Origin of the sequence: Streptomyces sp. NPDC002795, assembly GCF_042888725.1 — a bacterium.
Taxonomy (GTDB): Bacteria; Actinomycetota; Actinomycetes; order Streptomycetales; family Streptomycetaceae; genus Streptomyces.
The window spans coordinates 150,444-161,312 of sequence record NZ_JBIAQB010000012.1 but is presented as its reverse complement, the minus strand read 5'-3'; the positions used below and the strand labels follow the sequence as shown (position 1 = coordinate 161,312).

At 66.9% G+C, this 10,869-nt stretch carries 15 protein-coding genes, 1 tRNA gene and 1 pseudogene; 8 read left to right on the top strand and 9 right to left on the bottom strand.

Annotated features, from left to right (window positions below):
* Positions 1 to 140: 140 nt before the first annotated feature.
* Positions 141 to 605 carry a GatB/YqeY domain-containing protein gene (locus tag ACFYWS_RS32045; RefSeq protein WP_389282274.1) on the bottom strand — a complete coding sequence of 155 codons (465 nt, stop codon included), beginning with the start codon at positions 603 to 605 and terminating at the stop codon, positions 141 to 143.
* A 77-nt stretch (positions 606 to 682) separates the two neighbouring features.
* Between ACFYWS_RS32045 and ACFYWS_RS32040 the strand changes: the two genes are divergently transcribed.
* Together ACFYWS_RS32040 and ACFYWS_RS32035 are read left to right on the top strand one after the other, a co-directional pair.
* On the top strand, positions 683 to 1,648 hold the full coding sequence (locus tag ACFYWS_RS32040; protein ID WP_389282272.1) for a metallophosphoesterase: 966 nt from the start codon (positions 683 to 685) through the stop codon (positions 1,646 to 1,648).
* A 110-nt stretch (positions 1,649 to 1,758) separates the two neighbouring features.
* Positions 1,759 to 1,832, top strand: a tRNA-Pro gene (locus tag ACFYWS_RS32035).
* Positions 1,833 to 1,999: 167 nt separating this feature from the next.
* Here the strand turns inward: ACFYWS_RS32035 and ACFYWS_RS32030 are convergent.
* Positions 2,000 to 2,388, bottom strand: a pseudogene (locus ACFYWS_RS32030) (VapC toxin family PIN domain ribonuclease).
* Positions 2,389 to 2,423: 35 nt separating this feature from the next.
* On the opposite strand from ACFYWS_RS32030, the gene ACFYWS_RS32025 reads away from it, so the two are divergent.
* The 4 genes from ACFYWS_RS32025 (at position 2,424) to ACFYWS_RS32010 (ending at position 5,596) form a co-directional block, all read left to right on the top strand.
* Positions 2,424 to 4,211, top strand: coding sequence for a restriction endonuclease (locus ACFYWS_RS32025; RefSeq protein WP_389282270.1), 1,788 nt, complete (start codon positions 2,424 to 2,426; stop codon positions 4,209 to 4,211).
* Positions 4,212 to 4,216: 5 nt separating this feature from the next.
* A complete protein-coding gene (locus ACFYWS_RS32020) occupies positions 4,217 to 4,720 on the top strand; it encodes a histone-like nucleoid-structuring protein Lsr2 (RefSeq protein ID WP_389282269.1) in 504 nt (167 codons plus the stop codon).
* Positions 4,721 to 4,907: 187 nt separating this feature from the next.
* A complete protein-coding gene (locus ACFYWS_RS32015) occupies positions 4,908 to 5,153 on the top strand; it encodes a type II toxin-antitoxin system Phd/YefM family antitoxin (protein ID WP_058852365.1) in 246 nt (81 codons plus the stop codon).
* Complete coding sequence (locus ACFYWS_RS32010) at positions 5,150 to 5,596, top strand: PIN domain-containing protein (RefSeq protein ID WP_389282267.1); 447 nt, start codon at positions 5,150 to 5,152, stop codon at positions 5,594 to 5,596. Before ACFYWS_RS32015 ends, ACFYWS_RS32010 begins: the two co-directional genes overlap by 4 nt.
* Positions 5,597 to 5,929: 333 nt before the next feature.
* Here ACFYWS_RS32010 and ACFYWS_RS32005 read toward each other — a convergent pair whose 3' ends face one another.
* The 6 genes from ACFYWS_RS32005 to ACFYWS_RS31980 form a co-directional block, all read right to left on the bottom strand.
* Positions 5,930 to 6,181 carry a chaplin gene (locus tag ACFYWS_RS32005; protein ID WP_389282265.1) on the bottom strand — a complete coding sequence of 84 codons (252 nt, stop codon included), beginning with the start codon at positions 6,179 to 6,181 and terminating at the stop codon, positions 5,930 to 5,932.
* A gap of 95 nt (positions 6,182 to 6,276) precedes the next feature.
* The gene (locus ACFYWS_RS32000; protein ID WP_389282264.1) at positions 6,277 to 6,840 is read right to left on the bottom strand and encodes a vitamin K epoxide reductase family protein; all 564 of its coding nucleotides are present in this window, start codon (positions 6,838 to 6,840) and stop codon (positions 6,277 to 6,279) included.
* An 89-nt stretch (positions 6,841 to 6,929) separates the two neighbouring features.
* Complete coding sequence (locus ACFYWS_RS31995; protein ID WP_389282262.1) at positions 6,930 to 7,433, bottom strand: DUF5949 family protein; 504 nt, start codon at positions 7,431 to 7,433, stop codon at positions 6,930 to 6,932.
* Positions 7,434 to 7,577: 144 nt separating this feature from the next.
* Positions 7,578 to 7,865 (bottom strand): hypothetical protein, encoded by a 288-nt coding sequence (locus tag ACFYWS_RS31990; protein WP_389282261.1) that lies wholly within the window; start codon positions 7,863 to 7,865, stop codon positions 7,578 to 7,580.
* A 175-nt stretch (positions 7,866 to 8,040) separates the two neighbouring features.
* Complete coding sequence (locus ACFYWS_RS31985; protein WP_389282259.1) at positions 8,041 to 8,280, bottom strand: chaplin; 240 nt, start codon at positions 8,278 to 8,280, stop codon at positions 8,041 to 8,043.
* Between the two features lie 367 nt (positions 8,281 to 8,647).
* The gene (locus tag ACFYWS_RS31980; protein WP_389282257.1) at positions 8,648 to 9,058 is read right to left on the bottom strand and encodes a rodlin; all 411 of its coding nucleotides are present in this window, start codon (positions 9,056 to 9,058) and stop codon (positions 8,648 to 8,650) included.
* 280 nt (positions 9,059 to 9,338) lie between these two features.
* Between ACFYWS_RS31980 and ACFYWS_RS31975 the strand changes: the two genes are divergently transcribed.
* On the top strand, positions 9,339 to 9,749 hold the full coding sequence (locus ACFYWS_RS31975) for a rodlin (protein ID WP_389282255.1): 411 nt from the start codon (positions 9,339 to 9,341) through the stop codon (positions 9,747 to 9,749).
* A 262-nt stretch (positions 9,750 to 10,011) separates the two neighbouring features.
* On the top strand, positions 10,012 to 10,419 hold the full coding sequence (locus ACFYWS_RS31970; protein WP_389282253.1) for a rodlin: 408 nt from the start codon (positions 10,012 to 10,014) through the stop codon (positions 10,417 to 10,419).
* 123 nt (positions 10,420 to 10,542) lie between these two features.
* Here ACFYWS_RS31970 and ACFYWS_RS31965 read toward each other — a convergent pair whose 3' ends face one another.
* Positions 10,543 to 10,806 (bottom strand): hypothetical protein, encoded by a 264-nt coding sequence (locus tag ACFYWS_RS31965; protein ID WP_389282251.1) that lies wholly within the window; start codon positions 10,804 to 10,806, stop codon positions 10,543 to 10,545.
* Positions 10,807 to 10,869 lie beyond the last annotated feature (63 nt).

Below are 10,869 nucleotides of genomic sequence, written 5' to 3'. Positions count from 1 at the left end.
ACGGCCTGGCTGTGGCGCCAGGCTGAAGGCCTGGCTGAAGGGCCTGGCTGAAGGGCCTCCGCGCCCTGCCACAACCCCCTGACGCGACGGAGAGGGCGCACCCTGCGGGGTGCGCCCTCTCCGTCGTCTCGTCGGTGCGGTCAGCCCGCCAGGAGGCGCTTGACCGTGGAGGCCACCCGGCCGCCCTCGGCGCGGTCCGCGACCTTCGGCTTCACGATCTTCATGACCTGGCCCATGGCCCTCGGCCCCTCGGCGCCGGCCGCCTTCGCCTCCTCGACCGCCTGCGCGACGATCTGCTCGAGCTCGGCGTCGGACAGCTGCTGCGGCAGGTACTCGGCGAGCACCACGCCCTCCGCCTCCTCACGGCTCGCGGACTCGGTGCGGCCCGCCTTCTCGAAGGCCTCGGCCGCCTCGCGGCGCTTCTTCGCCTCCTTGGCGATCACCTTCTGCACCTCGTCGTCCGTCAGCTCACGCTTCTCCGTTCCCGCGACTTCCTGATTGGTGATCGCGGAGAGGGTCAGCCGGAGCGTCGAGGAGCGCAGCTCGTCGCGCTTCCTGATCGCGGCGTTGAGGTCGTCCTGCAGCTTGGACTTGAGCGTGGTCATGACGTGATTGTCGCAGGTGCCCGAGCCCCGACGCCCGCTGATTTCCGGGGCGTGGCCGGTCTGACACGATGGGACACATGCGCGCTCGATACGGGACTCCCCTGAAGGCTTCTCTGAAGACTCCCCTGAAGGTGACGGCAGGCATCGCGGCGGTGGGCGCCGCCGGGCTGATCTACTCGGCGGGCTTCGAGGCCCGCTCCTTCCGCCTCCGACGGGTCACGATCCCCGTACTGCCTGCGGGAATGCGCCCGATGCGGGTGCTCCAGGTCTCCGACATCCACATGGTGAGCGGGCAGAACAAGAAGCGGCGCTGGCTGCAGTCCCTCGCGGGCCTGCGCCCCGACTTCGTCATCAACACGGGCGACAACCTGTCCGACACGGAGGGCGTCCCCGAGGTCCTCGACGCGCTCGGCCCGCTGATGGAGTTCCCCGGCGCGTACGTCTTCGGGTCGAACGACTACTACGGCCCCAAGCTCCTCAACCCGGCCCGCTACCTGAAGCAGCAGATGTCGGGCAAGCACGGCCTGAACGGCAACGCCCCCGTCGTCGGCGCCATCCACAACCCGTGGGAGGACCTGCGCGACGCCTTCGACGCGGCTGGCTGGCAGAACCTCACGAACACGCGGGGCTCGCTGAAGGTGGCGGGCGTCGAGATCGGCCTCACCGGGCTGGACGACCCGCACATCAAGCGCGACCGGTACGCGGAGGTGGCCGGCGGCCCCGTGGCGGGCCCGGACTTCTCGATGGGCGTGGTGCACGCCCCGTACCTGCGCACCCTGGACGCCTTCACCGCGGACGGCTACCCGCTGGTCCTCGCGGGCCACACCCACGGCGGCCAGCTCTGCATCCCCTTCTACGGGGCCCTCGTCACCAACTGTGACCTGGACACGGACCGCGTGAAGGGCCTTTCCACCCACGAGGCGGAGGGCAACACGTCCTACCTCCACGTCTCGGCGGGCTGCGGCACCAACCGCTACACCCCGGTCCGCTTCGCCTGCCCGCCCGAGGCGACCCTGCTGACGCTGACTCCCGCGGCGCCCTGAAGCCTCGCACGGGCGGCCCCGAAAACCGGATTTCGTCTCAGGCCGACAGTCCGCTAAAGTAAACGACGTCGCCGCGACCTGCAGGACTGCAGGAGACGGAACAACGACATCGGGGTGTGGCGCAGCTTGGCAGCGCGCTTCGTTCGGGACGAAGAGGTCGTGGGTTCAAATCCCGCCACCCCGACAGCTGAAACAGCAGATCAGGCCCGGTACTGAGAAATCAGTACCGGGCCTTTTGCGTTGCGCGCGGGGCCGTTTTGGGAGCCAACTCGCTCCCCAGCCCTCACGAGACCACGCCACACCCACGTCAACCGTCAGAGCCAGCCTGGCACATCTGTGAACCGGCCCGCCTCAGATAGGCGGGCCATCGGGCATGATGCGGAACGCCTTGTGCCGCCCGAGTGGACGCACGGCTCGACAGCCGCGCCGGTCGAGCGTGAGGACGGCATCGGTGTCGTACTGGGCGGCCGAAGCCACGTTCGCAGCGTCGGCCAGGTCGAGGTTGAGGTTGAGCCCCGCGTATCGCGGTCGCACAGACTGCGCGGCTGCCACCCGGCCGCAACTTCACGGCCGATTTCACGAGTCACGACGTGGTCGATCTCCGCCAACACTGGGAGCCATCTGGGAGCCGACTTGCTCACCAACTCCCTGCCCGTCGCCTCCGACTGGCGGCGCAACACGGGGTCTAATTCACCCACCGCGCCTGATTGATCACATGCCGTAGTGATTGCAAGGCTCATCGAGCATCAAAGCCTGTCCATCACGAGGACGATCATTGAACTCATCGTGGCAGTCAGATCCCCAAAGAGGCTTCCCGGCACCGCTCTCATGGCTGACACGAGCCGGGGCCTCACCGCACGTCCCCGGCAGCCCACCAGAGATCATCAGCAATCTCCGCGCCCTCCTGGCGGAGATCGCGAGGGACGGAACGATCGATCGCCCGTTCACCTGGCCCGATGCCGGCACCTCGATTTCCTTGCGGAAGGCGGTGCATGCACTCGGCACCTGCGGGCTGGTGAAACGGGAGGGGCGCCCGACACGCCTATCCCTCACGGACGAGGCCAGTTACTTTCTGGATTCCGGCGACGAGCTCTATCTCGTCGCTCTTTTCCATGCGCACATCAGATTTTTCGGCGAAGCACTTGCTGCATTGGGCGAAGGGCTCGCCCACAACGAGCTGAATGAGATCGCAGCTGAGGTATACGGCCTTAGGTGGGACTCGCTCGACCAAGTCCGTCGGCGCGTGTACTGGCTGCGCGCAGCCGGGCTCGTGGACTACTGGACCAACGGCAAGATCGTCCCCGCGGAACGCGGCCTGAGGTTCCTCGAACGTCTGAAACTGGTAGTCCCCGATCAGCTTCCTCACCGCCATTCTGGGCAGATCCTCGAACTTCCCCCGCCACCAGCCCTGTTGGCCGTCGAACTAGCCGAGGTCGATCAGGCCGCACTGAGGTCACGCAAACGTTCACTGGGCTATGTCGCGGGTGGCACACGGATAGAAGCTCTCGCCCGCCTCGTGAACGCCGCCGTACCTGCGATCAAGCGAAGTGACTTCAGAGCCTTCTGTTCCGGAGAATTCGGCGTTCTGGAATCTTCCGCCGAACAAACGCTCGGGACCTTGCGTTCCCTCGGTCTCCTGACTCAGGTAGGCACCGATACTTTCGCGGCGACGGAACTCGCCAAGAGCTGTCTGGCGTCCGACGAGGCTCTGGACTTCGTTCGTCTGCTGCACCTCAACGTCGCCTTGCTGGGAGAGTCCCTCGACGCCTTGGACAACGAGGCACACACGGCCACACTCCTCCGCGTTCTCGCGGAGCGATACCCCGACGTGCAGCTCTCCCGGGAAGACGTCACACGCCGCATCGCACTCCTCCTGGAGACCGGCCTCGCCGAACGCATCGGACTCACGGTCCGGCGAACGGAGTTGGGGGCCTCGCTGGTCAACACTTTGCCGCTCCTCGACCGCGTGACCTCTGGCCTCCCGGAGAACATCGACCAAGGCATTCCCCGGGGAAGCTCAGCCGCAGAGCCACATGCCGTGACCGATACTGGCCAGCGCAGCTTCGGCTCGCTGGCCACCGAAGTCGTACAGGCGGCCACCGACAGCGCTGACTACCAGCGATTCGAGCAGGCTGTTGCGGCTGCCTTTCATGCACTTGGTGTCGACGTCGAGACGCACGGCGGGCCGAAGAAGACAGATGTGGTCATCGAGCTATGGCAGTCGCCGACTGATCGGCAGCGCGTCGCAGTGGAAGCCAAGACGGACGGCGCCGGACTGGTGACTGATCAGGACGTCAAATTCTGGAGGCTGGGCGAACACCGCGAACGCCACATGGTGCAGAGCACACTCTTGGTCGGACCCCAATTCGACGCCCGGGTCACCCAGGAAGCGGCAAGGGAAAAGGTGGCTCTGATCACCGCGCGAGAGCTTGCGGATGCCGTCATGCGCCACAGCCGCACACCACTCTCACCGCGCGAGATCGCCGCCATGGTGACCGCAGGAGAAGATGCAGACCGCTGGCACTCACCTGGCGGGCGGCGGAGCGACGGCAGGAAGCCCTGAGCCTGGTGCTGCACACCCTGTGGAAGAGCGGGAATGATCCCGTTGACATCCGCTACACCACCGGGGTGCTGGGGGTCAGCGACATCTGGCGAGAAACCAAGGGAGTACTTGAGACCCCTCTGGACAGCAGCGAGATTGAGGAGGCTCTGACCTTCCTGGGGTCTCCCCTCATCGCCGGAGTGGAACGGCACGGCGGCAACCATGTCGTCACGGCGCCACCCTCTTTGGCCGCCGCCCGTCTGCGGGCGCTGGCTGCTGTCATTGAATCGACCGGCCTAGAGGGACCGCCAGGGAAGCCTGGTGGAGAGGGACCACCCACTCCTCCCAGGCGATCAAGCCCTGAGTCATCTGGGAATCCGTCCGTGCCGCGGCAACAGGATTCATGTGCAGACGTCACGCCGTCTCTTGTCCGTGCATGGGCCAAGGGCCAGGGACACGCCGTCAACGAGCGGGGCAGGCTGCCACAGGACCTGATCAAGAAGTACAAGCAGGTCCACGGCCATGGATGAATGACCGAACAGGGTCGGCTGTGTCTGCGCAAGAACCTGAGGGGCTTACGCTCCGCCGTCAGCAGGCCGCTCACTTGCCGGCCGGAGGTCGTCCTGCCGTGAACAAGGCTGCCCAATGATCGGCACCGACCGGGCCCCCTGCGCCAGCAACGGATGAACGCCGCCACGAAGTAGTAACATGTAGTACATGGAAACCACTGCTCGCGATTTCAACCAGAGGTCCTCGCAGATACTCGCCGCCGCTGAGCGAGGCGAGACCATCACGGTGACCAAGAACGGCCGCCCCGTCGCCCGTGTCGTGCCGATCGACGCCGACGAGGTTCCGCCCTACTCGACTGAGCCCATGGGGGATATGGAGATTCCGGACATCGGGACAGGACCCGATCTCACCGATGAGGACATCGAAGAAGCCCTGAAGGGGATGGGCTCTTGAGCTCCGTCGTCATCGCTGACACCAATGCCCTCTATCGGCTTCTCGTCTCCTCGACGGACGACAGCGCCATCCACCGCAAAGCCTTCTCCACCGTTGGACATATGGTGATCTCACCCATGGTCCTGGCTGAACTCGACTACTTGGTGACCACGAAGATCAGTGCGCAGGCCGCATACAACGCGCTCGACTTCCTCGCCAAGGGCACTGAGAGGCGGAAGTTCTCCATCCCCGACATCGCCCCCCATGTGCGCACGGCGATGACAGTGCTCGAGGGCTACCGGGACGCAGACGGAGGGAAGGGCATCGGCATGACGGATGCCATGAACGTCGCTCTGGCCGCCGCCTACCGAACCGAGGTCATGTTCACCTCGGACCGGCACTTCCGCATGGTTCGGCCGCTGACGGGACACGGAGCATTCCGGCTGCTGCCCGATGACTTGTAGGCCCACCAATCGGACGCTTCCGTAGGGGATCACGCTCACGGCGAGGCCGGCTACCAGCAGGTTGGGAGCCATTTGGGAGCCGACTTGCTCCCGCGGCCCCTTCCGCACCACGCGGGACCACACCCCTGAGCAGGGGAAACGCCAGCCGTGCAGGCAGGATCGGCGGCCGAACCTCATTCGGAACGAATGAAACAGCAGATCAGGCCCGGTACTGAGAAATCAGTACCGGGCCTTTTGCGTTGCGGGGCGGGGCCCCCGGGGCCGATGGCAGAGAACAGCGCCCGGAACGGCCGAAGCCGTTCCGGGCGCTGTTTGTCCGAACTGGCCAGGTGACTAGCCGTTGGCGCAGACGTTGCCGGCCGCCGGGTTGAGCAGGGCGACCAGGTTGAGCGAGTTGCCACAGGCGTTGACCGGGACGTGGACCGGAACCTGGAGGATGTTCCCGGACAGCACACCCGGGCTGTTCTGGGCTACGCCGGTGGCGCTGGCGCCGTCGGGGCCGTCCACGGCGGAGGCCATGGCAGCGGATCCCAGAACTGCGGTCCCGGCCAGCACGGCCGCGGCCGCGAAGGTACGAAGACGCATCGTTGCTCCCTTGAGAGGTGAGGGGATATGACGTGCCAATCACACCGTCAAACCGTCCCGAAACCGGAGAATTGAGCCAACGGGGGGCGTGTCCGTCAACTCGTCCAGAAATCCCACCAGCGGGTCAGGATCAGCACGCCGACGATGCCGATGTGGGCGGCGGTCGGCACCCAGGGGAAGTCCGTGAAGAAGACCCGTACGCCCCGGGACGCCGGGAGGAAGCCGCTGCGGACGTTGAACGCGACCAGGTGCCAGAACATGGCGATGGTGGCCACCCAGGCCAGGCAGCACCACAGGCACAGTGAATTGATCCGGTACAGCGACTGGAACTGCAGCCAGGTCACGAATCCGACGCCGAACGCCGTGCCCGCGTTGAAGGTCAGCCAGTACCAGCGGGGGAAGCGGGACCCGGTCAGCAGACTCACGCCGACGCCGGCCACCAGCCCGTAGGCGACGAGGCCGAGCAGCGGATTGGGGAAACCGAACGCGGCGGCCTGCTCGCTCTTCATGATGTTGCCGCAGGACACCACCGGGTTCAGGCTGCACCCGGGTGTGAAGTTCGGGTCCTCAAGCAGCTTGAACTTGTCGATGGTGATGACCCACGACGCGAGCACCCCGGCGGCGCCCGTGACGACGAGGAGCCATGCGAGCGTCTTCACGCCCCCGACGCGAGGGGCCTCATCGGTGCTCCCGGTGCCCGCGGTGCTTCGGTGCCGGTTGACCAGCCGGTGCGCGGCAGGGGCCGTCGTCACGCGCGCACGCGCCGGACGGGCAGCAGGCAGTGCGCGGCGGCCATGAGGGTCTCCTCGGCGCCCGCGAACTCCTCCAGCTCCTCCTCGGTGACCGGGGAGCCAGGCGTCGCGGTGGGCCAGACGCGCGTGGTGAACAGGAAGTACGCGCTCTTGCGGGCCTCCGCCGCCGCCAGCCACTCGGGCGGCACGGGGCACTGGGCGTTCAGGAGCGGCATGGTGACGACCGCCTGGCCCGCCTCGACCAGCAGGGACACGGGGAACCGGGGGCGGCTCGCCGCGTCGTGGACGGTGGTGCCCACCGTGAGGCCGTTGGTCTCCAGGAGGCCCCGCACGGCCGCTTCCGCTGCCTCGGGTCCCGCCGGCGAATCGCCCATGGAATAGGCGAGGAGAAAGGGAGTGTCACCTTTCCCGTCGGGGTGTTCTCCACTCCAGGCGATGACCGCCAGAGTTCCCAGATCGGCTGCTCGAAATGCCGGGCCATTGCTCACTGTTGAAGTCACCGAAGAAGCCTAGCCAGACGCGGTCGGCACACCGGCCACGGTTCACTCGCTTGGCGGAACGCATTCCGAGGATGAAATACCGAAGGCTGACTCGGGAACCCGGAGTCCCGAACCAGCCTTCGACGAGTGGCCCGACGTACGAACCTACTGACCGGCGGGGAGACCGCCGAGCAGGCTGCCGGAACCGGCGCCCGAGCCGCTCTCGTTCAGCCCGTTGACGGCGCCCGAGACGGTGCTGACGGCGCCGTGCTCGTTGTTCGGGTCCAGCGCGTTGGTGTCCACCGGGGCGACGTCGAGCGTCGGCTGGCTGGTGATCGTGTTCACCGCGCCGTTCAGGCTCATCGGAGTGAGGTCCGAGGCGAATGCCGGAGCGGCGGCACCGACCATCGCGATCGATCCGGCGACAACGGCAGCGGTCTTCAGAACCTTCATTGTTTATGCCTTCCCTCGACAACTCGCGTCGTCGGTTTGGAAAATTCGCTTCTGTTTACTCAACGAGCGTCTCCACCTGGGGTTGTGCGGAATTTCCCACGACCCGAAGGAGCCGCACAACGGAAACAGCCGCCCCTCGGGGAGGGGCGGCTGCGGAAGAGTCGGGCTGTGCCCGTCAGTCGTTGACGCAGGTGTTGCCGAACGTCGGGTTCAGCAGGCCGATGACGTCGACGGTGTTGCCGCAGGCGTTGACCGGCACGTGCACGGGAACCTGCACGTTGTTGCCCGAGACCACGCCGGGGGAGTTGGTGGCAGCGCCCTGCGCGCCGGAGTCGGCGGCGGCCACGCCGGCCGAGCCGGCCATGGCAGCGGCGGCCATTGCGGAAAAGACGACTGCCTTCGCGGTACGCGACATGAAGCATGCTCCTTGGAGGTCGTTCTGTTCGGCCAGCGCGGGTGCCTGGCACGTGGTGCAACGGGGCGGCCGTGCAAGGGGTTGCGGCTCCGAACGGGTGACTGCCCGTCGCGGCGGCCCCTTTGGGGTGACGTCGTGAGCGAACGAGTGAACCGGTTCTTCCGGGGCGAAGGGCCGGTGGTCCACTGGGGGCCGTCATGAGATTGGCCGCGCCGCCTTCCTGTCAGCCGTCGGCTCCACGCCGTTGGGAGGGCGGCCCCCGACCCGGGCGCCCCGTGATTCCTCCGGCCCGGCGCCCCATGACAGAGCTCGGGCCGCCGGCGAATGAGGAAAGCCGGCGGCCCGAGCCATGTGCGCGTTGGGCCGATCAGCCGTTCTGCACACCGTTGCCGGAGAGGATCGGGAGGTCCTCCAGGATGTGCGACAGCGGCTCGTCACCCTTGGCCTGGGTGGAGTTCTCGGTGCACTGCTGGTTCTGCGGCGCCGACAGGATCGGCACGTCCTGGACGGACACCGGCACGACGCCGACGAGCGAACCGACGTTGCCCTTGACGGGCAGGCCGATGCAGGGCTTGTTCAGGGAGCCCTGGACGAGACCGAGCTGCGGGCTCATGTCACCGGCGGTGGTGGAGTTGCCGTAGCTCTGCGACGAGCCGTTGCCGCTGGTGGACGTGGTGCCCTGGTCGTCGCCGATGGCGAGCGCCTGCGGAGCGGCTGCGGCGGAGACACCGACGACGGAGACGGCGACCGCTGCGGCGGCCATGGCCTTCTTGAGCATGGTTCTGTTTCCTTTTCTGACGGGCACCGGTTACTGCACTGAGCGCAACTGCTCCGGGCCGAAATGGTTCCGCATATCCACCCGATCGGACAGACATGGGCAACCGCTCGATCACCCGTGCCCCCGCCATGCAGCCCAGACTGGCGAGATTTTCATTTCATCCAATCCGGGCCGGAAGCGGAATCGATCGGATCCACGTCCGAGTGAACGTGAGCAACCGATGGCGAAGTACGGAGTTGATACAAGTGCTCCCAGACGGAAAAAGAAGGGGAATTTCCTCATGCTGAAGAAGGCCATGGCTGCCGCGGCGGCCACCGCTTCTCTCGTCGGTATCGCGGCCGCCGCCGCCCCGCAGGCCCTGGCCGTCGGCAACGACGGTGGGACCACGTCCGAGAGCGGCAACAACGCCTCGCAGACGTACGGCAACTCCGCCACGTACGGCGACATGAGCCCGCAGATGGCGCTGATCCAGGGCTCCCTGAACAAGCCCTGCATCGGCCTGCCGGCCAAGGCCAACGTCGGCTCCCTCGTCGGCGTCGTGCCGGTCTCCGTCCAGGACATCCCGATCCTGTCGGCGCCGCAGAACCAGCAGTGCACCGAGAACTCCACGCAGGCCAAGGGCGACGAGCCGCTGTCGCACATCCTCAGCGACATCCCGGTTCTCGCCGGCAACGGCGTCGGCAACAACTGAGACCCCGTTGTATGAATCGGGCCGCCGCCCCGGCGGCCCGGTTCGCTGTTCCGGCCCCGGCCGGAAATTCAGGTAGCTGTACGAGCCTTTTGATCCGCTGCGTCCGGATGTTCGGGAGGTCGCGCACAGTGCCGAATTTCCTGCGATTGGCTCGCGCGGGAATGGTCCGAACGGGTTTCGGTCCGCAACTGCCCGGAATGCAATCCAGTTGACCACACGTAGCTCCGCATCCGGAGCGCGCGTATCGAAAGGGAACCACCCCATGAAGAAGCTCTTCGCAGCCGCCACGATCGCTGTCTCCGTCGCCGGCCTGTCGGCCGTGGCCGCCCCGTCGGCCCTCGCCATCGGCGACGACCAGGGCACGACCTCGACCAGCGGCAACGGCTCGTCGCAGACCTACGGCAACTCCGCCACCAAGGGCGACATGAGCCCGCAGCTCGGCCTCGTCCAGGGCTCCCTGAACAAGCCCTGCGTCGGCCTGCCGGCCAAGGCCAACGTTGGCTCCCTCGTCGGCCTCGTGCCGGTCGCGGTCCAGGACATCCCGATCCTGTCGGCGCCGCAGAACCAGCAGTGCACCGAGAACTCCACGCAGGCCAAGGGCGACGAGCCGCTGTCGCACATCCTCAGCGACATCCCGGTTCTCGCCGGCAACGGCACCGCCAACCACTGAGCGGTCTGAGGGGCGGTCGCCACGGCGCGCGACTGCCCCTCTCCGTACGGCATCCCGTACGCCAGGCATGACAAAGGCGGTGGACCGATTTCCGGTCCACCGCCTTTGGCGTGCGTGCTCGCGCTACTGGACCGCGGGGATCAGGCCGGTGACCGGCGCCACGAGGTCGGTGACCTGGTGCAGGTCGTTCAGGTGGTTGAGGCCGGAGAGCTGCTCCGCGGTGCTGGGCAGTTGCTCCTGCATGTCTGCCGGAACCGCCATCGTGGACAGCGAGTCGAGGGTTCCGGTGGGCGAGATGGGTTCGGCGGCCTGGGCCGCGGGGGTGGCGGTCGCCGCGGCTCCGACGGCGAGGAGGACGGCGGTGAGGGCGCGTCGAGTTGAGATCATGTCGGGTTTAACGGTGGGTGGGTGGTGGCGGATACGGGGTTGCGGGGCGCCCACCCGTGAGGG

What these genes read in the sequence shown, in the direction of transcription:
- ACFYWS_RS32045 (WP_389282274.1), bottom strand. Translation starts at nt 605, where the DNA reads ATGACCACGCTCAAGTCCAAGCTGCAGGACGACCTCAACGCCGCGATC.
- ACFYWS_RS32040 (WP_389282272.1), top strand. Translation starts at nt 683, where the DNA reads ATGCGCGCTCGATACGGGACTCCCCTGAAGGCTTCTCTGAAGACTCCC.
- ACFYWS_RS32015 (WP_058852365.1), top strand. Translation starts at nt 4,908, where the DNA reads ATGGAAACCACTGCTCGCGATTTCAACCAGAGGTCCTCGCAGATACTC.
- ACFYWS_RS32005 (WP_389282265.1), bottom strand. Translation starts at nt 6,181, where the DNA reads ATGCGTCTTCGTACCTTCGCGGCCGCGGCCGTGCTGGCCGGGACCGCA.
- ACFYWS_RS31990 (WP_389282261.1), bottom strand. Translation starts at nt 7,865, where the DNA reads ATGAAGGTTCTGAAGACCGCTGCCGTTGTCGCCGGATCGATCGCGATG.
- ACFYWS_RS31985 (WP_389282259.1), bottom strand. Translation starts at nt 8,280, where the DNA reads ATGTCGCGTACCGCGAAGGCAGTCGTCTTTTCCGCAATGGCCGCCGCT.
- ACFYWS_RS31980 (WP_389282257.1), bottom strand. Translation starts at nt 9,058, where the DNA reads ATGCTCAAGAAGGCCATGGCCGCCGCAGCGGTCGCCGTCTCCGTCGTC.
- ACFYWS_RS31975 (WP_389282255.1), top strand. Translation starts at nt 9,339, where the DNA reads ATGCTGAAGAAGGCCATGGCTGCCGCGGCGGCCACCGCTTCTCTCGTC.
- ACFYWS_RS31970 (WP_389282253.1), top strand. Translation starts at nt 10,012, where the DNA reads ATGAAGAAGCTCTTCGCAGCCGCCACGATCGCTGTCTCCGTCGCCGGC.
- ACFYWS_RS31965 (WP_389282251.1), bottom strand. Translation starts at nt 10,806, where the DNA reads ATGATCTCAACTCGACGCGCCCTCACCGCCGTCCTCCTCGCCGTCGGA.